This window comes from Cupriavidus sp. 22TCCZM04-2 (assembly GCF_057798895.1).
The window spans coordinates 422,399-444,883 of record NZ_JBYOJS010000002.1 but is presented as its reverse complement, the minus strand read 5'-3'; the positions used below and the strand labels follow the sequence as shown (position 1 = coordinate 444,883).

Below are 22,485 nucleotides of genomic sequence, written 5' to 3'. Positions count from 1 at the left end.
ATGAACACGATGACCCCCTGGCGTCGCCTTGAAGCCACCTTGCGCGGTGAAGCCGCCGACCGGGTGCCGGTCTCACTGTGGCGCCATTTTCCCGTGGATGACATGGATGCGGGCAAGCTGACACGCCTGACGCTGGCGTGGCAACAGAAATGGCAGTTCGACCTGCTGAAGTTCATGCCGCCCGGTACGTATGGCGTGGAAGACTGGGGCGCGAAGACTGCCTATGCAGGCGCCGCGAACGGCGCGCGCATTGTGGCCGAGCCTGCCGTGATGCGGACCGACGACTGGGAGCGGATTCGCTGGATCGATCCGCGACTCGGAGCTTATGGCCAACAGAACTTCGCACTCGCGCAGACAGCGCGGCATCTCGGCGGCTCTGTTCCCATCCTTCAGACCGTGTTCAGCCCGCTCACCACGGCGCGCAAGCTTGCGACCGAACGATTGTTTACCGACATCCGATGCTATCCGGAAGCCGTCGATGCGGCGCTGCGCGTCATCACCGACGTCACCATCGACTTCTGCCTCGAAGCCATGCGCGCCGGCGCGCACGGCATCTTCTTCGCGACCCAACTGGCATCGCACCGCCTGCTGACGACCGCCGAGTACGAGCGATTCGGGAAAAAGTACGACCTGGAGGTCCTCCATGCGATTCGCGGCCAGTGCCGCGCGAACATGCTGCATGCCCATGGCGACGACATCATGTTCCCGCTGCTGTCGGACTACCCCGTCGAGTTATTCAACTGGCATGACCGATTGACGGACCCTGACCTGCGGCGCGCCGGGCGGCATTTCCCCGGCGTGCTGGTCGGCGGTCTCAATGAACACCATACGCTGCTGCACGGGGGACCCGGCGCCATTGCCCACGAAGTGCGGGATGCCTGTGCCCAGACAGGGGGCCGCAAGCTCATCCTCGGACCGGGCTGCGTGCTGCCGGTGCAAACGCCCGATGCATCGATCCAGGCGGTGCTGGACGCCGCGCAGCTTGCAGAAATGCAGCTTGCATAAGACCCGCGACGCATCGTCGCCTGTATCGCCAGATCATTCAAAGGAGACAGAAATGCTTGCGCACTTCATCAAGATTGGCGTTGTCGCGGCCGTGCTCTGCGCCAGCCAGGCCGGCATCGCCGACACCTGGCCGGAGCCTTCCAAACCCATCATGCTGATCGTTCCCGCGCCCGGTGGCAGCGGCACCGGCGACACGATTGCGCGCGTGCTTGCCCAGCGCCTCAAGAAGGAGCTGAACGCGGCGGTGATCGTGGACAACCGCGGCGGCGCCAACGGCAATATCGGTGCCGGCGCGGCAGCTGCGGCGGCACCGAACGGATACACGTTCCTGCTCTCGTGGGCCGGCACGCTCGCCGTCAATCCCAGCTTGTACCGGAATCTTCCGTTCAACCCGCAAACCAGCTTCGAGCCCGTGGCCCTGATTGCGGATGTCCCCAATATCCTGGTGGTGAACAGCAGCCTGCCGGTGAAGTCGCTGCAGGACTTCATCGCCTATGCCAGATCGCACAAGGGAGAACTGAACTACGGCAGCTCCGGGAACGGCAGTTCGATGCACCTGGCCGGCGAGCTGTTCGATCGCGAGACCGGGGCCGAGATGACGCACGTTCCCTACAGTGCGCCGGGGACCGCCACCACGAACCTGCTGGCCAATGACATCCAGGCCATGTTCCAGCTGGTGCCCGGCATCGTCGGCCAGGTCAGGGCCAACAAGGTCAGGGCGCTGGCCATCATGTCGACCCGGCGCTCGCCAGCGCTGCCGGACGTGCCGACCACGGCCGAGCTTGGCTTTCCTTCGCTGCAGTCGTCCACCTGGTTCGCGGTCCTTGCGCCGAAGGGAACGCCGAACGAAATCATCCGCAGGATGAATGTGGCGATCAACAACGTGGTCGCCGATCCAGAGACTGTGAAGGTCTTTACGGAGATGGGAGCCAGCCCGCTCGGAGGCACGCCTGAGCGGGTGGCGACGGTACTGACAGCGGATCTGGTCAAATGGCGCGCGGTAGTGAAGCGCGGCAATATCCAGATGCAGTGAGCGGGCGCCTTGATTGAATCGGGGATGCCATCCAGGTCCACTCGGTCGTGGATGGCACCCGAGTCCGATTCAATCCTCCTTCGGCAGGAACCGATCCCCTTCCGTCAGCGGCGTGAACCGATACGTCGCGGGTGTCCGGCTCAGCTTCACGGGCGCGCCCAAGCCGCGATAGCCGCCCTCCATTTCGACCACCATCTCGCGATGCACGGTATGCGGATGCTGCAAGGCATCGGACACCGACAGCACCGGCGCGCATGGCACGCCTGCAGCGACGAGGGTATCGGCCAGCACCTTGCCGCCCCTCTCGCGCATCTGCGCTTCCAGCTCGGCCTTCAGGGCGACACGATTCACAGAACGCGCCCCGGCCGTGGCATAGCGCTCGTCATCCGCCAATGCGGGCACCTGAAGGAACTCGCACAGAATGCGGAACTGCCGGTCATTGCCAACAGCAAGGAAGATCGGATCCGTGCCCGTGGCAACCGTGTCGTACGGATAAATATTCGGATGGGCATTGCCGGTCCGCACCGGCGTCTTGCCATTCATGAACCAGTTCGCCGCATGCGGATGAAGCAGCGACAGGCCGGAGTCATACAGCGCGGCTTCGACGAACTGCCCGTGCCCGCTGCGCTCGCGTTCCTGCAGCGCCAGCAGCACGCCGAGCGCGGCGTTCATGCCCGTCACCATGTCGACCACAGGCAGCCCGACGCGCAAGGCATCGCCATCCGCCTCGCCGTTGATGCTCATGAGGCCAGCCATGGCTTGCACGGCGGCGTCATAGCCGGGCAGGCCACCGAGCGGACCATCGGCGCCAAAGCCCGAGACCCGGCAATGCACGAGCCGCGGGAAGCGCGCCGACAACGTGTCAAAGCCAAGCCCCCATTTCTCCATGGTGCCGGTCTTGAAGTTCTCGACCAGCACGTCGGCGTCTTCGAGCAGCGCAAGCAGCACGCTGCGGTCGTTGTCGGCCGTGAGGTCCAGCTTCATCACGCGCTTGTTGCGGTTCAGCCCGAAGTAGTACGACGCCACGCCGTCCTTGAACGGGGGGCCCCAGGTACGCGTGTCGTCGCCCTGCGGCGGTTCGATCTTCAGCACATCGGCGCCGTGGTCACCGAGGATCTGTCCGCAGTACGGACCGCCCAGGATGCGCGACAGGTCGACCACGCGGATGCCGGCCAGCGCGCCCGTCTTGGATTGCGTCATGACATCGCTCCCGGTCAGTCGAGTTGCGCGCCGGACTTCTGCACGACCGTGTGCCACTTGCCGACCTCGGACTTGACGAAGCTGCCGAGTTGCTCGGGCGTGGTGGACGGTGCGAACTCCAGGCCTTGCGCCAGCAGCGTCTTGCGTACCTCGGGCTTCTGCAGCGCCTCGGCGAAGGCATGGTTCAGCTTGGCAATGACCGGCGCGGGCGTGCCGGCCGGAACGACGACGCCGAAGAACACGGATACGTCGAAACCGGCCACGCCCTGCTCGGCGACCGTCGGCACATCGGGCAGCGCCTGCGAGCGCGCCTTGGTGGTCACGCCCAGCGCGCGCACCTTGCCGCTCTTGATGAACGGCAGCGCGGTCAGCACGTCGGTGAAGGTCATGCTGACCTGACCGCCCAGCAGGTCATTGAGCGCCGGGCCTGTGCCCTTGTATGGCACGTGCTGGAAGTCGGTGCCCGCCAGGTTGTTGAACAGCACGCCGGCCAGGTGCGACGATGCGCCGTTGCCCGACGAGGCATAGCTGAGCTTGCCCGGATGCGCCTTGCCATAGGCAATCAGCTCGCTGACGTTCTTGGCCGGCACGCTCGGGTTGACCACCAGCACGTTCGGCAGCTGGCCGATCTGGATCACGGGCGCGAAGCTCTTGACCGGGTCGTAGTTGATCTTGCGATAGAGGCTCACGTTGATGGCGAGCGGCGCCGAGGTGCCGAACATCAGCGTGTAGCCGTCGGGCTCGGCGCGCGCCACGGCTTCGGCGCCGATATTGCCCCCCGCGCCCGCGCGGTTTTCGACCACCACGGGTTGGCCCAGGCTGGTCTTGAGGGCCGCGGCGAGCGTGCGCGCCATGGCATCGGTGGGACCGCCCGGCGGGTAGGTCACGACCATCATGATCGGCTTGGAGGGGTAGTCCTTCTGCGCGAAGGCGGGGGTGGCGCTGACGCTAAGCGTGCAGGCGGCGATGGCCGCGATACGGTGCCAGAGTTGCATGGCTTGTCTCCTGGTATGAGTCGTCTCGCATGGCCCCGGGGGATGTCGGCCGATGCGGTGGACGGCACCGCTTTGCGGTGCCGTCGGGGGCTGGAAAATTTTCAGATGCAGGAAAAGGTCAGAACACGTTGACCTGGTCCACCGCGCCGGCGGCACGCACGACGCCATCGGCCGGCGGCGCGACGGTTTCGGCCAGCCATTCCGGCTCAGCCTGCGCGGACAGCGGGTCTTGCGGCAGCACGCGGTGGCGCAGCACCAGTTGCGCCAGCCGCATGCGGCGCACCGAACCGGTCTGGCCGGCTTCCCAGGCCATCGCCACGGCCGTGGTCACGTGATACAGGCCCGAGGCCGCCTGGCGGGCCAGCAGGTCGCCCTCGGCGCCGGCTTCGGCCGCGCTCGCGGCAAACGCGGCGGCGCGCTCGATCGCGGATTCAAAGGTGGCGCGGGCGGTGGCATGCAGCGGGGTGTCGGCCAGCAGGCCGGCCAGGTGCGCTCGCAGCGCCGGCAGCGAGCCTTCGCGGCGGATCGCGCGCAGGACGTCCAGCGCGACGATATTGCTGGTGCCTTCCCAGATCGAGCCGAGGTGGGCGTCGCGCACCAGGCGCGGGTCGCTCCATTCCTCGATGTAACCGCAGCCGCCGCGGATCTCCATGGCGTCGCCGGTAACCTTGCGGGCGTCACGGCAGGCGCGGAACTTGATCAGCGGCGTCAGGATGCGCATGAGCGGGTAAGCGTTCGCTTCGCCCGCATCGGCGCGGCGCAGCGCTTCGGCGGTCTGGAACACCATGGTGCGCGCCTGTTCGGTCGGCAGCGTCAGCTTGAGCAGCTGGCGGCGCATCAGCGGCATGTCTTCCAGGCGCTTGCCGAAGGCCTTGCGCTCGCGGGCGATGAACAGGCCCTCGGTCAGCGCGCGGCGCATCAGGCCGGCGGCGCGCACGCCGTTGGACAGGCGCGAGTTGTTGATCATGTCGGCCATCTGCACGAAGCCGCGGCCCGGTTCGCCAACCAGCCAGGCGCTGGCGCCTTCCAGGCGGATCTCGCCGCTGGCCATCGAGCGCGTGCCGAGCTTGTCCTTGAGGCGAATGATGCGGTAGCGGTTGTCGCTGCCATCGGCCAGCTTGCGCGGCAGCAGGAACAGCGACACGCCCTTGTGGCCGGGCACGGCGTTGCCGGCCTCGTCCTCGACACGCGCCAGCACCATGGCCAGCCCGGCGTCGGGGTTGGAGCAGAACCATTTGTCGCCGCTCAGACGCCAGCCGCCTTCCGCCTGCGGGTCGCGCACGGCGCGCGTGGCGGTGGCGGCCACGTCGGAGCCGGCGCCCTGCTCGGTCATGAACATCGCGCCCTGGAACAGGTCTTCAAATACCTGCGTGGTCAGGTTGGGCATAAAGCGCTCGACCAGCGCCGGATCGCCGAACTTGCGCAGCGTGCGCGTGAGCGAATCGGTCATCGACAGCGGGCAGCACAGTCCGAACTCAGCTTGCACCAGCATATACGTGAGCGCGTACTTGGCCGCCGGCGGCATCGGCTTGTCCCAGCCGAACACACCGGCGCGATGCGACACCGCGGCCAGGCCGAACTCGGAGAACGCCACGCGCTCCAGTTCCACGTAGGCGGGATGCTTGTGCACCAGTTGCTGGTCAATGCCGTTGCGGGTGCGGTGGGTCAGCGTGGGCGGGTTCTGGTCGGCGAGCATGGCCAGCTCGTCCAGCACGCCACCGGCCAGTTCGCCCATGCGCTCCAGGTGCGGCTGCAGCACGTTCAGCAGGTCCGCCGGCAGGTACAGCGGCAGCAGCGCGCGCAGTTCCGGGTCGGCGGTATAGAGACTGCCGCCCTGGCGGTCGGGCACCGGGTGTTCGGCCTGCGGGGCCACCGATTGGGCTTGGGGTGCGGCATGACGCACGGCACTGGTCATGTAGGTCTCCTGGGATTGGCCTGGCCCGCCTTCCGCCCGGCTGGCTTGCCGGCGCGCGGACCTGTGTGCACCCATTATTGGATTCCCATGGATTCGCGTCTAATTCTAAAATTGGCTCGATCAATATGTTTTTTATATCGCCATGGAATTCCGACACCTGCGCTACTTCCTGGTCCTGGCCGAGGAACTGCACTTCGGCCGCGCCGCGAAGCGCCTGTCCATCTCGCAGCCGCCGCTGTCGCTCAATATCCAGCAGCTGGAGGCCTCGGTCGGCGCAAAGCTGTTCGAGCGCGACAGCCGGGGCGTGCGGCTGACGGCGGCCGGGCGGGCCTTCCGCGAATCGGCCAACGCACTGCTGGCGCAGGCCGAGGCGGCACGCGTGCTGGCGCGCGACATCGAGGCCGGCGCGGTCGGGCGGCTGCGCGTGGGCTTTGTCGGGTCGATGCTGTACCGGGGCCTGCCGCAGTACCTGCGCGACTTCCAGGCGAGCTTTCCGGGCATCCAGGTGGCGCTGACCGAGCTCAACTCGCAGGAACAGATCGACGCCCTCCTGCACAACGAACTCGACGCCGGCTTTGTCCATACGGGGCGCCTGCCGGACGAGCTGAGCGCGGTGCTGGTCCACCGCGAGCCGTTCGTCTGCTGCCTGCCGCAGGACCACGCGCTGGCGGCACGGGCCGAGGTGGCACTGGCCGACCTGCGGGCCGAACCGTTCGTGCTGTTCTCGCGCAAGGCTTCGCCCGATTATTACAGCCGGATCTTCGAAATGTGCGCGGCGCGCGGCTTCTATCCGCAGATCCGGCACGAGGTACGCCACTGGCTGTCGGTGGTGTCGCTGGTGTCTCAAGGGATGGGCGTGGCCGTCGTCCCGGCCGCCCTGGCAAGATCCGGCATGGCCGGAGCGGCGTTCCGGCCGCTAGCGGATGCGGCGGGGGTGCCGTCCGAGGTCTACTGCGCGTGGAAGGCTGCGCCGGACCATCCGGCCCGGGATCATTTCGTGGCGATGGTGCGCACGGCCACGGCCGCGCACGCCTGAGGGGCTGGCGCGCCCCCAAAGAAAAAGCCACCGGTCCAGGGACAGGTGGCTGTGAAGTACGCGTGGAACGGGGTGTTCAGCGTGATTGCAGCTTACATGCCGGACTTTGTCCCACCAATAACACAAATGTAGTAATCGAAGCCGCCCCCGCCGTTCGGCACATGAGACCAGGGCACTGTGATTTCCCGATCGCACCTTTCCGGCGACCTCGCTGCACGCCGAAGCCGTCCAGCGTGTCGCGATTTCAGCCCCACCCTTTGCCTCGGCGCGGCATTCTGTGCTATCCACTCGCCTTGCCTGTCGCGCCTTGCGCCGACACGATGCTCCAATTGAGATACAATGAAAACGATTTTCATTTACGTACCCTGGCGGGATCGCGCCGTCCGCGCGGCGGCAGTCCGCGCCTTCGGACTGGAAGCATGATGCAGTTGTCTGAACTTCCACGGCGCACGCCCGCCGTAGTGCAATCGGTGGTCGACGCCACGCCCGGTGACCCGGTGGCGCGCCGCCTGCGCGAACTTGGCTTCGTCCCGGGCGAAGTAGTGCAAGTGATCGCCTTCGGCCCTTTCGGCATGGACCCGCTCGTGGCGCAGGTCGGCTTCACGCGCTTCGCGCTGCGCCGTTCCGAGGCCGCACGCATCGGCGTCGAAGTCGTCAGCGCCACCGTTACCCGCATTGCTCCGGCCAGCGAGGCCGCCGGCCAGCCCGATACCAAGGCGGCTCAACGCTCTGCCTGAGTTCTTCCCGACTATGTCTGCAGCTCCCTCTTCTTCCGCCTTGCCCTCCGCCTTGCGAATAGCGCTGGTGGGCAATCCCAACTGCGGCAAGACCGCGTTGTTCAATCGCCTGACAGGCAGCCGCCAGAAGGTGGCGAACTATGCCGGCGTGACGGTGGAGCGCAAGGAAGGCTTCTTCGTTTCGCCGGCCGGCAGGCAGATCCGCATCCTGGACCTGCCGGGCGCGTACAGCCTGCACGCGGCCAGCCTCGACGAGGCCATCACGCGCGACATCTGCATGGGCAAGCGCCCGGGCGAGCCGAAGCCCGACCTGCTGGTCTCGGTGGTCGACGCCACCAACCTGCGCCTGCACCTGCGTTTCGTGCTGGAGCTGCGCCGGCTGGGCCTGCCCATGGTGGTGGTGCTCAATATGAGCGATGCGGCGGCGCGTCGCGGCATCCATATCGACCGCGACAAGCTCGCGGCCGCGCTCGGCGTACCGGTGGTGGAGACCGTGGCGATCAAGCGCGAAGGCGCCGCGGCGCTGCTCGGCGTGCTCGATGGCACGCTGCCGCCCGCGCCGCCGGCGCTGCCGCCGGCCGATGACCTCGACGTGCATGCCGAGGTCAACCGGCTGCTGCAAGCCGCGGTGTCGATGCCCGCGCGCACCGCCGCGCTGGACGACCAGCTTGACCGCATCGTGCTGCATCCGGTGCTGGGCCTGCTGCTGTTGGCCGTGCTGCTGTTCCTGATGTTCCAGGCCGTGTTCTCGTGGGCCGCGCCGCTGATGGACGGCCTCGAAGGCGGGGTGCACTGGATCGGCGAGATGATTGACGCGCAGTTGCCCGATGGCATGCTCAAGAGCCTGCTGGTGGACGGCCTGATCGCCGGCCTGGGCAGCGTGATCGTGTTCCTGCCGCAGATCCTGATCCTGTTCCTGTTCATCCTGACGCTGGAGGAATCCGGCTACCTGCCGCGAGCCGCCTTCCTGCTGGACCGGCTCATGATGGGGGCCGGGCTGTCGGGCCGCTCGTTCATTCCGCTGCTGTCGAGCTTCGCGTGCGCGATCCCGGGCATCATGGCCACGCGGACCATCCAGGATCCGCGCGACCGGCTCACCACCATCCTGGTGGCGCCGCTGATGACGTGCTCGGCGCGCTTGCCGGTCTATGCGCTGCTGATCGGCGCGTTCATCCCGCAACGCACGGTGATGGGGCTGTTCAACCTGCAGGGGCTGGTGCTGTTCGCGCTGTACGTGGCGGGCATCGTCAGCGCGCTGGCAGTGGCCTACGCGCTCAAGTATTTCCGCCGCGACCGCACCGACCATCCGCTGCTGATGGAACTGCCGTCGTACCGCATTCCGAACCCGCGCGACGTGGCGCTGGGGCTGTGGGAGCGTGCCCGTATCTTCCTGGCGCGCGTCGGCAAGGTGATCCTGGCGCTGACCGTGCTGCTGTGGTTCCTGGCCACGTTCCCGGCACCGCCGGCGGGCGCGACCGGTCCGGCGATCGACTACAGCTTTGCGGGCATGATCGGCAAGGCGCTGGAGCATGTGTTCGCGCCGGTGGGCTTCAACTGGCAAATCTGCATTGCGCTGGTGCCGGGCCTGGCGGCGCGCGAGGTGGCCGTGGGCGCGCTGGCAACGGTCTACGCGCTGTCCGGCAGCGATGACGCCGTGACGGCGCAGCTGGCCCCTATGATCGCGCAGCAGTGGTCGCTGGCTACCGCGCTCGCCCTGCTCGCCTGGTACGTGTTCGCGCCGCAGTGCATCTCCACGCTGGCGGTGATCCGCCGCGAGACCAACTCGTGGAAGGTGATGGCGGCCTCGGCCGCCTACCTGGCCGGCCTGGGCTACCTGGCCGCGTTCATCACCTACCGCGTCGCCCTGATGTTCAGCTGACGCCATGAGCCTCTACCACGCGGTCGAATCCCTGCTGGTCCCGCTGATCGTGCTGGCATGCGCGGTGTCGGTGGCGGCCCGCTACGCGCCGCGCACGCGCGAACGCCTGAAGGCCGGACTGGCCGCGCGCCTCGGCGGCCCGGCGGCCACCGGCTGGCGCGCACGGCTGGTGCGCCGGCTGGCCCCGCAAGCCGCGGCCGGCTGCGCCAGCGGCTGCGACGACGGCGGCTGCAACACCTGCGCCTCCAATACCGCGAGCCCCCAGGGCCTGCCGGACAAACCCGCCGAACAAGTCATTCAGCTGGTACGCAAGCGCTGATTCCGGCGCTCTGGCGCTCGTTTCTCCCCGTGGGATCGCTACGCAGAAACGGGTACGCTCCCGCCCTTTTGCCGCCTCCGCGACCGCTCTCGCGCCTTTCGTGACATGCCCTATGGGGCCCATATCGCATGCCTGTCGAGGCGATGGCCCCCTTGCGCCGGTGCACGCAGAAACGGGTACGCTTGCCATGCCGCACAGGGTAACTTCGCTCCAGCTTCCGTTCCCCAAGCACGCAAAAGCGCACGCGCGATGCCATCGGAACGGCGCAGCGATGACGGCCTCGCGAGCACGCAGAAACGGGTACGCTCGATAACCCTGCGCGTCGGATTGCCTGGCCGGAATGCAGAACGCCCTCCTGCGGAGGGCGTTCGGGACAGCAGGACAACACGCCCGCGTTGGGGGCTACTTGACGGTACCGACCAGCTTCACCGTCATGAGCTTGCCGTCCGCAACGTTGGTGCAGCTGACGGTCAGCGTGAAATCGCCGGTGGCCGTCGGTGACACGCTGCGCTGGTTGTCACCGATGCCCGGCGACAGCGTGACCGGTCCGTTGGCCACCCAGGTCCAGCCCGTGCACGCCGTCGAAGGCTGGTCATTGCCGAAGTTCTTCAGGCCCACGGTGACCGGGATGGGGATGCCGATCATCGTCAGCGTCAGCGGTTGCTGGACGTCAGGCATCAGCGCCCATTCGGGGTTCTCCACGACGTTGAGGCTGGCCGTCGGCTTCGCCGCCAGTTTGGTACTGACCGCCGTGACCGTGAGCGTGCCCTGCACCGGACCGGCGCCCTTGGCCAGGCTGGTGCTGACCGTCACGTCATGCGTACCCGCGGCTTCCGCGGCGGACAGGCTCGACGATGTCGGCACGTACGTCCAGGTCCCGTCGAAGTCCGCGGTCACATCCTGGTCGTCGTTGCGCAGCACGCGGGCGCTGAAGCTGGCCGGATAGCCGCTGAGCACCTGCAGCGCATTGACCGGGTCGCCGTTCTGCGTAGTGACCACGCGGTAGGTCGCCGTGCCATTCTTCTGCACCGTGACGAAGATCACGCCGCCGAGCGCGCGGCCATCCGGCGCCGTCACCGACACCGACACGTTGGCCGTCGCGGCAGCGGTGGTGGAACTGTTGCTGGCCCTCAGCGTTGCACTGTTCAGCGCCGGGGCGACCTGCACCGCGGTGCCGCTGCTGGTCCACGCCCAGCCGCTTCCGTTCGCCGACACGTCGTTGCCGTTGTTGTCGACGAGCGATACCTTGACCGGCAGCGTCTGCCCATCGGTCATCGACAACGAGGTATTTGGGATCGACAGGCTATAGGTCGTGGCCGAGGCCGGCACCACGGTGATGGTCGCCGACTGCGCCGGCAGTTGCACGGTGGAGTTGTCGGCGGCCTTGACCGTGGCCACCACCTGCACGGTTGTCGTACCGGGATTGACGCCGGTCACCACCGCGCCGCCGATCGTAGCCGTGCTGCCCACGACCGAGGCAACGGCGTTGTCGGCCGAAGTCCAGGCGAAGCTGGTGGTCGAGGTCACGTCGTTGCCGCTGTTGTCGACGGCCACCGCGCTGAGGGTCAGCGTGCGGCCGACGCCGACTTCGGCCGAGGTCACGTTAAGTTTTGCCGTATAGCTGACAGCGGGCGTCGCCGTGGGGGTGGCGCTGCCCGAGCTTCCGCCTCCGCCCCCGCACGCCGCGACGAGGCATGTCGCCGCCGCGCACACGAGCCCGCCAAGCCAGGTCCTTGCCGTCATGATTCTTCCCCCCGTTTGTCGTTCGCTTTTTCCCGCGCTACCAGACTAGGCGCAATGGCCGCGTCGCTGTACCGGCCAGACGATTGAGCGCCGGCGTACATAACCGACATGGGCTCATCCTTTGGCTGAGGCTGCGCCGGCCGCCGACGCGCATGGCGCGATGGATGAAAACGTGGCGGGACAAAAGGCCTATCCCTTTGGCTCAGAGGACATTCCCGAATGCGACCCGCTGCGACGCTCCGCGACGCGGTGTCGATCGTGGCGATCGGCCGGAAATAGATCGGAAGGAATGTGCGGCAGCGAGAGGCCAGCGCAGGACAGGCAAAGAAAGCCGGTGTGCCCCGCCCCCACGGGACACGCCCGGAAAGACGTCCTTGCGGACGCCCACGACATGCCTGGTTCCGGCCGCGGCTGCGGCCATGACGCAAAGGTTAAGGCGTGCCTTGCGGACGTGCCACGAATAAATCCGCATGTGTTTAGACGCTGCGGCCGCATGCCCGGGCCGCGCTGTGGCGTCGTCGCGACGACCCTTCTTCCGATAGGGTCTCTCTTGTTCTCGGTCAATGTCGTGCCGCGCCCGCTCGGCCAAACTGGCTTCGATTTTTTACCAGACCAAAGCAAAAAAGCCATGAACAAGATCTCTCTCCGGGCCCGGGTCACCGGCACTGCTATCGCCGCGCTTGCCATGCTTGGCGCTGTTTCCACGCCCGCCTTCGCCGCCGATGGCGAGACCCAGGGCAACTGGATGGTTCGCCTGCGCGCCACCTACCTGGACATGGCCGACAAGTCGGATGCCATTCCGGCGCTGGGCGTACCGTCGGATGCGATCACGGTCAACAACAAATGGATCCCCGAACTCGACGTCACCTACTTCTTCACGCGCAACATCGCCGCTGAACTGGTGCTGACCGTGCCGCAGAAGCAGGACGTCTACCTGAATGGCAACAAGATCGGCACCTTCAAGCACCTGCCGCCCACGCTGCTGGTGCAGTACCACTTCCTGCCGGACGGCACCTTCCGTCCGTACGTGGGCGCGGGCCTGAATTTCACGCGCATCTGGGGCACGGACATCGCCAACAATACGCTCCAGCTGGACAACTGGAGCGTAGCGCCGGCCCTGCAGATCGGCATGGATTACAAGCTGACCAAGAACTGGTTCCTGAATGCCGACGTCAAGAAGGTCTGGCTGGCCAGCAACGTGAAGGCCGGCGGCGTCAATGTCTCCAAGGTCAACCTGGATCCGTGGCTGTTCAGCATGGGCGTGGGTTACCGGTTCTGATCCGGCCTTGCCCAAATGAAAAAGGCCAGCGCTTCAGGCGCTGGCCTTTTTCGTTGGGTTGCCCGGCCGGTGATTCAGCGGAACGCCGGCTCGTCGAAGCTCCGCAGCTTGCGCGAATGCAGCTGCTCGACGCCGTTCTCGCGCAAAATGCGGACGGCCTCCAGGCCGATGGTCATGTGCTGGCTGACCCGCTGGCGATAGAACGCATTGGCCATGCCGCGCAGCTTGAGCTCGCCGTGCAAGGGCTTGTCCGACACGCACAGCAAGGTGCCATAGGGCACGCGCAGGCGGAAGCCGTTGGCCGCGACGGTCGCGCTTTCCATGTCGATGGCGATCGCGCGCGACTGGTTGAAGCGCGCATACAGCGCCTTCGATTTCAGCTCCCAGTTGCGGTCGTCGGTGGACACCACCGTGCCCGTGCGCATGCGCGTCTTCATCTCGCCGCCCGACAGCCCGGTAATGCGCGCCACCGCCTCCTGCAGCGCCACCTGGATCTCCGCGATCGGCGGCACCGGCACCCACGGCGGCAGGTCATGGTCGAGCACGTGGTCGTCACGCACATAGGCGTGGGCGAGCACGTAATCGCCAAGCTGCTGCGAGCGTCGCAGGCCGCCGCAATGGCCCACCATCATCCAGCAGTGCGGACGCAGCACGGCCAGGTGGTCGGTCATGGTCTTGGCATTGGACGGGCCCACGCCGATGTTGACCAGCGTCACGCCGAGCTTGTCGTCGCGCACCAAGTGGTAGGCCGGCATCTGCGGCAGCGCGCGCGGGCGGTCGGCGTCGTCGGGCTCGGCGGCGCCAAGCTCCTGCACCACGTCGCCAGGCTCGACAAAACGCGCGTACCCGCCGCCGTCGCTGCTGGCCATCAGCGAGCGGCCGAGCGCGATGAATTCGTCGACGTAGCGCTGGTAGTTGGTGAACAGCACGAAGCGTTGGAAATGCTGGGGCGCGGTGCCGGTGTAGTGGTACAAGCGCTGCAAGGCCAGGTCCACGCGCTCGGCCGGGAACAGCGACAGCGGCCACGCTTCGCCGGGCACCGGCTCGAACGTGCCGTTGGCAATCGAATCGTCGATGCGGCTCAGCTCCGGCAGCACGAACGACACTTCGAGTTCGCGCGCCTGGGTGTAGCTGATGTCGGTGGTAGAGGCTTCGATAACGAAAGGCAGCGGAATCGGCCGACGGCTCAGACCCACCACCACGGGCACGCGGTGGTAGCGCATCAGCCGTTCGATCTGGTCGCGGTAGTAATCGGCGAGCAGGTCCGGGCGCGTCACCGTGGTGCCATAGACCCCCGGATAGGCCACCGTGCCCCATGACGGCCGGCTGTCGGTCACCATGGTTTCGATGTTCACGGAGATGCCCAGGTACGGGTAGCACGCGTGGGCCGCGGAAGGCAGCGGCTTGCCGTTGGCGAACGCGTCGAAGCGCGCGCGCACCGCGCTCACCGAGGCGTTGTAGATCTCGCGGATCCGGGCCAGCGCCGCGTCGGCGTCGGAGAACTCAGCCAGCTGATCGGCCGGGTGGGCAGAAGAGAAGATGGGGGCGTTCATGCCAGCCATCATACCGCGCGGCAGCGCCAGCGGCGCGACCACCGCGTGCGTGCGGTGGCAAATTGACGTGTCTGCGCCCGCTCGCTACACTCCGCCAATTGCGCGGCCGGGCTTCCCGTGCCGTACTCTACTCGCGGCGCCCCTGGCAGGGGGCTGCGATGGGCCGTACATGCGTTTGCTAGGGGAGCCGCCGATGGAAATCCGTAATCTGTTGCCTGGAGAAGTCGAAGCCGCCAGGCAGCTACTGATCGCCAACGGCTGGAACAACCGCGTCGGCAGCGCCGAACGCTTCGCCCGCCTGGTCGCCAATTCGCAGCATGTGGCCGTGGCCGTCGACAAGGGTGAAATCGTCGGCTTCGCGCGCGCGCTTTGCGATGACGTCTCCGATGGCTTCCTGTCCATGGTCGTGGTCGCACCGAGTCATCGCCGCCAGGGCATCGGCCGGGCGCTGGTGCGCCAGGTCATGGGCAACGATCCCGACATCATCTGGGTCCTGCGCGCCGCGCGCTCGTCCGAGGCGGCATTCTTCGGCCAGCTCGGCTTCACGCCGTCGATGGTGGCGATGGAACGCCGCCGGCCCTGAGCCTGTCGCCGCACGCGGCTCTGTTGCCTACTGCGCGCCCATCTTCCTGCGCATCTCCTCCACGCTGCCGATCTGGCGAAACAGCGGCCCGCCCGGCGCGAACCTGTCCGCGCTGGCCAGCGGCCCCACCACCACCGGTTCAAACCCCGCATCGCGCACGAGCTGCTCCGCCACACGCAGCGCGGCCGGGTCATCGCCGGCAATCGGCACGGCGATGCGTTCGCCCTCGCGATGGTGTTCCCTGGCGAAGTTGGCCGCGCCCATGAAGTTGAACGCGCGCACCACGCGTGCACCCGCGAGGTACTTGCTCGTGGTGATGCCGATGCCGTTGCGCCGCGCCTCCTCGGCCATGGCGCCGTCCTTGGGGACGATGGCATTGGTCGCATCCAGAACGATCTTGCCCCGCCAGGCGCCTGGGTTCTCCTGGCCGAGTTCCGGCAGCGCCTTGTAAGGCGTCGCCAGGAACAGCACGTCCGAGAACGCAATGGCGTCGGCGACCGTGCCTGCGCGCGCCAGCGGGCCCAGCGCATCGACCAGCGCCTTCAGCGACTCGGGATGGCGCGAGGAGAACAACACCGGGTGGCCCGATTTCACCCACAGGCCGCCGACGGTCCCGCCTATCCGCCCCGAACCGATCACGCCGATCCTGACCGGCTGCCCGCCACCGCTGCCAACGCTGCGTTGCGCGCAAGCGCCCAGGCCGAGCATGGCGAGGGCGCCGGCGCCAAGCAGGCGGCGGCGGTCGTGATCGACTTCGGCTTCGGTGATCGGCATGGGCGATTCCTCATGGTTCGCGAGACGGGACACAGGACTCGGCACACGCGCAACCCCGGGGCCGTCTGAAAACTCTAGGCAAAAAACAGCGGGCCCACAGCCGCGCAACTTGGCAGTCCCTGCCCGCTGGACTAGATTAGGTAGCATTTGCGCCACTCGCAGTCACTACGTCCAGCCCGCAGCAATTTGCCCGCGCGACGCAGCGCGACAGGGAACCCATGGCCCGCAGCCGTTGCCGCACAGGTTGCCGCACTCGTCCGCTCCGGCTCGTGCCCTGCCTGGGCGCCCTGGCACTGCCCGTGTCATGGTCTGTGGCAGCGCAGCAAGCGACGAACGAAACAGCGGCCGACCAGGTCCACAACCTGCGCGAAGTCACGGTCGTCGCGCCGACCCCGCTGCCCGGCTTCACGATCGAGCGGCAGGCCTTTGCCGGCAATGCGCAGACCGCGACCGACGGCGACCTGGAACGCGTCAAGGCCCCGAACCTGTCGGCCTTCCTGGCCGAAACCATGACCGGCGTAGTGGTCAACGACGGGCAGGGCAATCCGTTCGCGCAGGACATCCTCTATCGCGGCTACCGGCTGTCCCCCACGCTCGGGTCCGCGCAGGGGCTGTCGCTGTACCTGGACGGCGTGCGCCAGAACGCGGCGCTGGGCGATGTCATCCACTGGGCCGCGATCCCGGAAGCCGCGCTCGGCACCATTACGCTGGTGCCGGGCAGCAATCCGCTCTACGGGCTCAATACGCTTGGCGGCGCGCTGGCCCTGCAGACCAAGTCCGGCGAGACCCACCCGGGCGTGGAGGCCGACCTGAGCGTGGGCAGCTACGGCCGTGCGCGCCTCGATGTCAGCGCGGGCCAGCGGCTCGGCGATGGCTGGCACGCCTACGTTGCCGGCACGGGCTGGCGCGAGGACGGCTGGCGCGACCGCTCGGACAGCGACCTGGGCAACGTGTTCCTCAAGCTGGGCCGCTCCACCAGCGGCACGCAGTGGAACGTGAGCGTGCTGGGCAGCGACAGCCGGCTGCGCGGCAATGGCCTGACGCCGGACAGCCTCTATGCCGCCGACCGCCGCGCGATCTACACCGCGCCCGACGTGACGCGCTCGCGTTCGCTACAGGTGACCCTCAACGGCGCCCACCAGTTCGACGCGCAGGACCAGCTGCAGCTGACGCTCTACCTGCGGCAGACCCGCACCCGCGCCAACAGCGGCGACATCAGCGACGATTACCTCGACACCGCGCTCGGCTGCCAGGGCCAGGCCGGGAGCGCTGAATGCGAGGCCGATGATGCGCCGGCCAATGCCGTGCTCAACAGCGCCACGGTGCGCGAGACCGGCTACGGCGCGTCGATGCAATGGTCGCATGACGGCGAGACCCACCGCTTCGCGCTCGGCGCCGCGCTCGACCTGAACCGTTCGCGCTATACGCAGACCACGCAGCAGGGCAGCTTCGACGATGCCCGCAATACGGTTGCCGATGCCGGCGCGCCGGTACTGACGCAGGCCGCGCTGGACGGACGCGACAGCACCGTGGGCCTGTTTGCCACCGACACCATGCGCTTGCTGGAAGGCACCTTCCTGACGCTGGCCGCGCGCTGGAACCAGGGCCGCCGCCATACGCTGCTCAGCCTCCCCACGCAGTCCGACGAGCGTTTCACCTATTCGCGGCTCAACCCTTCCCTGGGCCTGACGCACCGCCTGCTCGACCGGCTGGTGCTGTTCGGCTCGGCCTCGCAGGGCACGCGCATGCCTACGGCCATCGAGCTCGGTTGCGCCGATCCCGCCAACGCCTGCCAGCTGCCCACGGGGCTGCAGGCCGACCCGTTCCTGCGCCAGGTGGTCACGCGCACGCTGGAGTTCGGCGGGCGCTGGCAGCCTGCCGATGCCAGCGAGATCACGCTGGCGCTGTACCGCAGCGACAATCGCGACGACATCGTGTTCCAGCGTTCCCCGGTCAGCCCGCTGGGCTACTTCTCCAACTTTCCGAAGACGCGCAACCAGGGCGTGGAAGTGGGCGTGCGCCAGCGCCTCGGCCGCCTGACGCTGCGCGCGGGCTACAGCTATACGCAGGCCACCTATCAGGCGCAAGGAACGCTGCAGACGCCATTTGCGGCGCCCGTGGCGGTGCGGCCCGGCACGCGCATGGCGGGCATCCCGCTGCATAGTTTCAAGCTCGGCGCCGACTGGCGCGCCACCGCGGCACTCAGCGTGGGCGGCGACCTGCTGGTGTCGTCGTCGCGGCCGGTGGCCGGCAACGAAGATGGCGCGCTGAGCGCGCAGCACCCGGGCCTGTCCGATACCGGCGGCTACCTGCTGCTGAACCTGCGCGCGAGCTGGCAGTTCCTGCCGCGCTGGCAGGTCTATGGCCGTATCGACAATGTGTTCGACCGGCGCTACGCCACCTATGGCCAGGCCGGCTACAACCTGTTCCCGGGCGGAGCGCTACTGCAGCCGGGCGCCACGGTGCCGCTGGAGCGCTTTGTCGCGCCCGGTGCGCCGCGGCTGTTCCTGGTCGGCGTGCGCTACGAGTGGGACGGACGATGAACCGCGCCGTCACGCCCCGATATCACCCATTTCCCACCAAGGAGCCACCATGACCTCACCTTCGACATTCCGGTGTGCCGCCGCGCTGCTGGGGCTTGCCGCCGCGCTGGCGGGTACGGGCCAGGCCCGCGCGGCGCTGGCCTTTGTCTCGACCGAAGGAGCCGGCATCGCCGTGATCGACCTCGACCGCATGGAGCGGCTGCCGGGCCCGGCCATCGCGGGCAAGGGGCCGCGCGGGCTGGGACTGACCCCGGACGGCAAGTACCTGCTGACGGCCAACAAGGAAACCGGCGATATGTCCGTGATCGACGTGGCGGCCGGCAAGGAGGTGAGGCGTGTGCCAATCGGCCAGAACCCGGAGTTCGTGCGCGTGGCCGGCGACCAGGCCTTCGTCACCTTCGAGCCCGGCGAGCGCGCAGGGCCACCGGGAAAGCCTGGCGCACCGACGCCACCCGCACAAGCGGGCAAGAAGGACGACGACTCGCCGCTGCCAGCCGAAATCGCCGTGGTCGACCTGCGCACCTGGCGCGTGGCGCGCACTATCCGCAGCGGCCTGGAAACCGAGGGCATCGAGTTCTCGCGCGACGGGCGGCTGATGCTGGTCACCAATGAAGGCGACGATACGGTCACTGTCTATGACAAGGCGAGTGGCCGGCAGCAGCAACGCCTCTCCATGCCCGCCGGCTCGCGTCCGCGCGGCATCCGTGCGAGCCCGGATGGCAGCCGCTATGTGGTGACGCTGGAATCGGCCAACGCGTTCGTAGTGCTGGCCGCCGACGACTACCGCGTGCTGCGCACAGTGCCAACGCGCACCGGGCCCTATGGCGTCACATTCGATCGCAGCGGCGCCCGCGTGTTCGTGGCGGCCTCGCGCGCGGACACCCTGCAGGTGTTCGATGGACAAAGCTATGCGCCGCTGGCCGATATTGCCGTAGGCAAGCGCTGCTGGCATTTCAGCTTCACGCCCGACGACGCCCGCCTGCTGGTCGCGTGCGGGCGCTCCAATGCCGTGCAGGTGTTCGACGCGCGCACCTACCAGCCGGTGCAGCAAATCGACGGCCTGCCGCTCGCGTGGGGGGTCGTGACGTATCCGAAGAGCATCGGCTCGATTGACGCTCCCTGACGGGGAGGCTACTGCCGCGCGGCCATGACGGCCGCCGCGGCCTTCGCGCCGGCCTGCTCGGCAATCGCGCGCGCGGTCAGGCCGCGGTCGTCTTGCAAGCTCGCATCGGCACCGCGCGACAGCAGCAGCTGCACGACGTCGCCCTTGTCATAGCCGGCCGCCCACATCAGCGCCGTGAGTCCATGCTGGTAGCGCGCGTTGACATCCACGCCGGCGTCGAGCAACTGCTTCACCACGCCAGCCTGGCCCTGCGCGGCGGCGTAGACCATCGCGGTCTTGCTGATGCGGTCCGCCGCGTTAAGGTCGGCATGGCGTTCCAGCAGCATGGCGGTGATGTCCTGGTAGCCGCCGAAGGCTGCCGCCATCAGCGGCGTGACACCCTGCAGGTTGGGCTGGCTGACATTGGCGCCGTGATCGACCAGCGTGCGCGCCATGCCGGTCATCCCGCGCTTGGCCGCGGTGATCAGCGCGGTGTCGCCGATTCGGTTGCGCGAATCGACCGCGGCGCCTTGCTGCAGCGCGCTGCGCACGCCAGCCTCGTCACCGGCGCGGGCCGATGCCAGCAAGCGGGCGTTCAGGCTCACATCATCCTGAGCCTGCGCGGGTCCCTGCAGACAGAGTGCCCCCAGCAAGCACAGCCCCATCATGAAAACTCTCTGCACTGCTCGGTCCATCTGCGACTCCTTCCGGTTCAGCCCGATGCGGCTGCCGCTAAGTTTGGTGTGCGCAAAGCACAAATTCAAGCGAAGCGATGAATGCTGCATTGCACAGATCATTGCGCGATTTTGCGTCGCAGCGCATAACTCCACGCGCATTGGTTGTCTTGTGCACATTCTTGCCTATACTGCCCTCACCTCGGACCACGTCGTTGCGCGGGCGAGCCTGTCTGCCGCGCCGATGTCCTTGATCGCGCCGTGAACCGGCGCACGAAACAGGCGCGCCGGGGCTACAAGAATCGAAAAAGGAGCGTCCCATGCTCTCTGTCCGTCGCCTCTCCCGGCATGCCATTCCCCTGCTGTTCATGACCGTTGCCTGCGCCGCCTATGGCGCCGACGAGATACAAGGCGGCGCGACCACCGCGGGGGCGCCAATGTCCGCCGCGCTGCGTCCGGTCACCCAGGCACAGCTCGATGGCGCGCTGACCAACGGCAACGACTGGCTGCACTCGAACGGCTCGTATGGCCAGACGCGCTACTACGCCGGCAGCCAGATCAACACCAAGAATGTCGCCAAGCTGCGGCCCGCGTTCGTGTTCCAGACGGCCGTGATGGAGTCGATGGAAACCGCGCCCATCGTCGTCAACGGCGTGATGTTCCTGACCACTTCGTATAACCACGTCTACGCCGTCGACGCGGTGACCGGCAAGGAGTTCTGGCACTACAAGCACAAGATGGGACCGGTCACGACGTTCTGCTGCGGCCCCAACAACCGCGGCGTGGCAATCAGCGGCGACCGCCTCTACATGGGCACGCTCGACTCCAAGCTGGTGGCGCTGGACGCGAAGACCGGCAAGCTGCTGTGGGAAACGCAGATCGCCGATCCTGAACTGGGCTACTCGGAAACCATGGCGCCGGTGGTGGTCGACGACAAGATCCTGATCGGCACGAATGGCGGCGAGTACGGCATCCGCGGCTTCGTCAAGGCGTTCGGCGCCAACGACGGCAAGCTGCTGTGGACGTTCTACACGATTCCCGACAAGGGCCATGAAGGCGTCTGGGCCACCAAGGATGCCACCGGCCGCGACATGAAGCGCAATATCGACGCCGAGAAGAAGATGCTGGCCGACAAGGGCGGCGACTTCTACAAGACCCTCGGCGGCGGCGTGTGGATGGCGCCCGCGGTCGACCGCGCCAACAAGCTCGTGATCTTCGTGGTGGGCAACCCGTCGCCCGACTTGTACGGCGCGATCCGCCCCGGCGACAACCTATACACCGATTCGCTCGTCGCTGTCGACCTCAACACCGGCGCCTACAAGTGGCACTCGCAATATATCGCCCATGACGTCTGGGACCTCGACGCGGTCAGCCCGCCGATCCTGGTCGACGTGCGCGACGAGAAGGGCGCCATGATTCCCGGCGTGATCCATGGCGGAAAGACCGGGCACGTCTATGTGCATGACCGCCGCGACGGACGCCTGATCCGCTTCTCCGACGCCATGGTGCCGCAGGAAAACATGTGGACGCTGCCGACGGCTGCCGGCGCGCGCATGCTGCCGGGCGCCAACGGCGGCGTCGAATGGTCGCCGATGGCCTTCAACCCGAAACTGCGCCTGGCCTATGCGGCCAACCTGCACCAGCCGATGACGTACCAGGTGGAAGACGCGCCGTACCCGGGCGGCAAGCTCTGGCTGGGCGGCGCCTTCAAGACGATCCCGAGCGAGCAGCAGTGGGGCAAGCTGTCGGCAGTCAATATCGACACGGGCAAGGTGAAGTGGGACTTCAAGACCGAGCAGCCGCTGATCGGTGGCGTGCTGGCCACCGCGGGCGGCCTGGTGTTCAACGGCGAAGGCAATGGCCTGTTCCGCGCCTTTGACGCGGCGACCGGCAAGAAGCTGTGGGAGTTCCAGTGTGGCGCCGGAGTCAACGCGCCGGCGGTGTCCTATATGGTCGGCGGCAAGCAGTACATCGCCGTAGCCGCGGGCGGCAATACGCAGCTCGATTTCAAGCGGGGGAACAGCATCTTTGTCTTTGCCGTGCAGTAAGCCCAACCCTGGCAATGTGACTGGCCTGATCCCAGCGCGACACAACCGTCCATCAAGGTGGCTGCCG

Annotated in this window: 18 protein-coding genes; 11 read left to right on the top strand and 7 right to left on the bottom strand. The window is 67.4% G+C overall.

Annotation, left to right across the window (positions count from 1 at the left end):
- On the top strand, nucleotides 1-1,005 hold the full coding sequence (locus AC3FKG_RS05400; RefSeq protein WP_483712724.1) for a uroporphyrinogen decarboxylase family protein: 1,005 nt from the start codon (nucleotides 1-3) through the stop codon (nucleotides 1,003-1,005).
- A gap of 52 nt (nucleotides 1,006-1,057) precedes the next feature.
- On the top strand, nucleotides 1,058-2,038 hold the full coding sequence (locus tag AC3FKG_RS05395) for a Bug family tripartite tricarboxylate transporter substrate binding protein (RefSeq protein WP_488742605.1): 981 nt from the start codon (nucleotides 1,058-1,060) through the stop codon (nucleotides 2,036-2,038).
- Between the two features lie 69 nt (nucleotides 2,039-2,107).
- Here AC3FKG_RS05395 and AC3FKG_RS05390 read toward each other — a convergent pair whose 3' ends face one another.
- The 3 genes from AC3FKG_RS05390 to AC3FKG_RS05380 form a co-directional block, all read right to left on the bottom strand.
- On the bottom strand, nucleotides 2,108-3,238 hold the full coding sequence (locus AC3FKG_RS05390; RefSeq protein ID WP_488742604.1) for a CaiB/BaiF CoA transferase family protein: 1,131 nt from the start codon (nucleotides 3,236-3,238) through the stop codon (nucleotides 2,108-2,110).
- A gap of 14 nt (nucleotides 3,239-3,252) precedes the next feature.
- Entirely contained in the window at nucleotides 3,253-4,233 is a 981-nt protein-coding gene (locus tag AC3FKG_RS05385; RefSeq protein ID WP_483712728.1) for a Bug family tripartite tricarboxylate transporter substrate binding protein, read from the bottom strand.
- A gap of 118 nt (nucleotides 4,234-4,351) precedes the next feature.
- Entirely contained in the window at nucleotides 4,352-6,148 is a 1,797-nt protein-coding gene (locus tag AC3FKG_RS05380; protein WP_488742603.1) for an acyl-CoA dehydrogenase family protein, read from the bottom strand.
- 142 nt (nucleotides 6,149-6,290) lie between these two features.
- Between AC3FKG_RS05380 and AC3FKG_RS05375 the strand changes: the two genes are divergently transcribed.
- The 4 genes from AC3FKG_RS05375 (at nucleotide 6,291) to AC3FKG_RS05360 (ending at nucleotide 10,119) form a co-directional block, all read left to right on the top strand.
- Entirely contained in the window at nucleotides 6,291-7,184 is an 894-nt protein-coding gene (locus AC3FKG_RS05375) for a LysR family transcriptional regulator (protein WP_488742602.1), read from the top strand.
- A gap of 422 nt (nucleotides 7,185-7,606) precedes the next feature.
- Nucleotides 7,607-7,921 (top strand): FeoA family protein, encoded by a 315-nt coding sequence (locus tag AC3FKG_RS05370; RefSeq protein ID WP_488676802.1) that lies wholly within the window; start codon nucleotides 7,607-7,609, stop codon nucleotides 7,919-7,921.
- Nucleotides 7,922-7,934: 13 nt separating this feature from the next.
- A complete protein-coding gene (feoB, locus tag AC3FKG_RS05365; protein WP_488742601.1) occupies nucleotides 7,935-9,800 on the top strand; it encodes a ferrous iron transport protein B in 1,866 nt (621 codons plus the stop codon).
- A 4-nt stretch (nucleotides 9,801-9,804) separates the two neighbouring features.
- Nucleotides 9,805-10,119 (top strand): DUF6587 family protein, encoded by a 315-nt coding sequence (locus AC3FKG_RS05360; protein ID WP_483712735.1) that lies wholly within the window; start codon nucleotides 9,805-9,807, stop codon nucleotides 10,117-10,119.
- A 402-nt stretch (nucleotides 10,120-10,521) separates the two neighbouring features.
- On the opposite strand, the gene AC3FKG_RS05355 is transcribed toward AC3FKG_RS05360, so the two are convergent.
- Nucleotides 10,522-11,862, bottom strand: a complete 1,341-nt coding sequence (locus AC3FKG_RS05355; protein WP_488742600.1) for a hypothetical protein — start codon at nucleotides 11,860-11,862, stop codon at nucleotides 10,522-10,524.
- Between the two features lie 628 nt (nucleotides 11,863-12,490).
- Here AC3FKG_RS05355 and AC3FKG_RS05350 point away from each other — a divergent pair.
- The gene (locus tag AC3FKG_RS05350) at nucleotides 12,491-13,141 is read left to right on the top strand and encodes an OmpW/AlkL family protein (protein WP_483712738.1); all 651 of its coding nucleotides are present in this window, start codon (nucleotides 12,491-12,493) and stop codon (nucleotides 13,139-13,141) included.
- Between the two features lie 74 nt (nucleotides 13,142-13,215).
- Here the strand turns inward: AC3FKG_RS05350 and AC3FKG_RS05345 are convergent, their stop codons facing one another.
- Nucleotides 13,216-14,703, bottom strand: a complete 1,488-nt coding sequence (locus tag AC3FKG_RS05345) for an AMP nucleosidase (RefSeq protein ID WP_483714420.1) — start codon at nucleotides 14,701-14,703, stop codon at nucleotides 13,216-13,218.
- A gap of 184 nt (nucleotides 14,704-14,887) precedes the next feature.
- Between AC3FKG_RS05345 and AC3FKG_RS05340 the strand changes: the two genes are divergently transcribed.
- Nucleotides 14,888-15,277 (top strand): GNAT family N-acetyltransferase, encoded by a 390-nt coding sequence (locus AC3FKG_RS05340; RefSeq protein ID WP_483712739.1) that lies wholly within the window; start codon nucleotides 14,888-14,890, stop codon nucleotides 15,275-15,277.
- Between the two features lie 27 nt (nucleotides 15,278-15,304).
- Here the strand turns inward: AC3FKG_RS05340 and AC3FKG_RS05335 are convergent, their stop codons facing one another.
- Complete coding sequence (locus tag AC3FKG_RS05335) at nucleotides 15,305-16,051, bottom strand: NADPH-dependent F420 reductase (protein ID WP_488742599.1); 747 nt, start codon at nucleotides 16,049-16,051, stop codon at nucleotides 15,305-15,307.
- Nucleotides 16,052-16,350: 299 nt separating this feature from the next.
- On the opposite strand from AC3FKG_RS05335, the gene AC3FKG_RS05330 reads away from it, so the two are divergent.
- The gene (locus tag AC3FKG_RS05330; RefSeq protein WP_488742598.1) at nucleotides 16,351-18,594 is read left to right on the top strand and encodes a TonB-dependent receptor; all 2,244 of its coding nucleotides are present in this window, start codon (nucleotides 16,351-16,353) and stop codon (nucleotides 18,592-18,594) included.
- Nucleotides 18,595-18,643: 49 nt separating this feature from the next.
- Complete coding sequence (locus tag AC3FKG_RS05325; protein ID WP_488742597.1) at nucleotides 18,644-19,717, top strand: beta-propeller fold lactonase family protein; 1,074 nt, start codon at nucleotides 18,644-18,646, stop codon at nucleotides 19,715-19,717.
- Between the two features lie 8 nt (nucleotides 19,718-19,725).
- Here AC3FKG_RS05325 and AC3FKG_RS05320 read toward each other — a convergent pair whose 3' ends face one another.
- Nucleotides 19,726-20,391, bottom strand: a complete 666-nt coding sequence (locus AC3FKG_RS05320) for an ankyrin repeat domain-containing protein (protein WP_483712745.1) — start codon at nucleotides 20,389-20,391, stop codon at nucleotides 19,726-19,728.
- Between the two features lie 347 nt (nucleotides 20,392-20,738).
- Here AC3FKG_RS05320 and AC3FKG_RS05315 point away from each other — a divergent pair, with 347 nt between their 5' ends.
- The gene (locus AC3FKG_RS05315; protein ID WP_483714421.1) at nucleotides 20,739-22,418 is read left to right on the top strand and encodes an outer membrane protein assembly factor BamB family protein; all 1,680 of its coding nucleotides are present in this window, start codon (nucleotides 20,739-20,741) and stop codon (nucleotides 22,416-22,418) included.
- Nucleotides 22,419-22,485 lie beyond the last annotated feature (67 nt).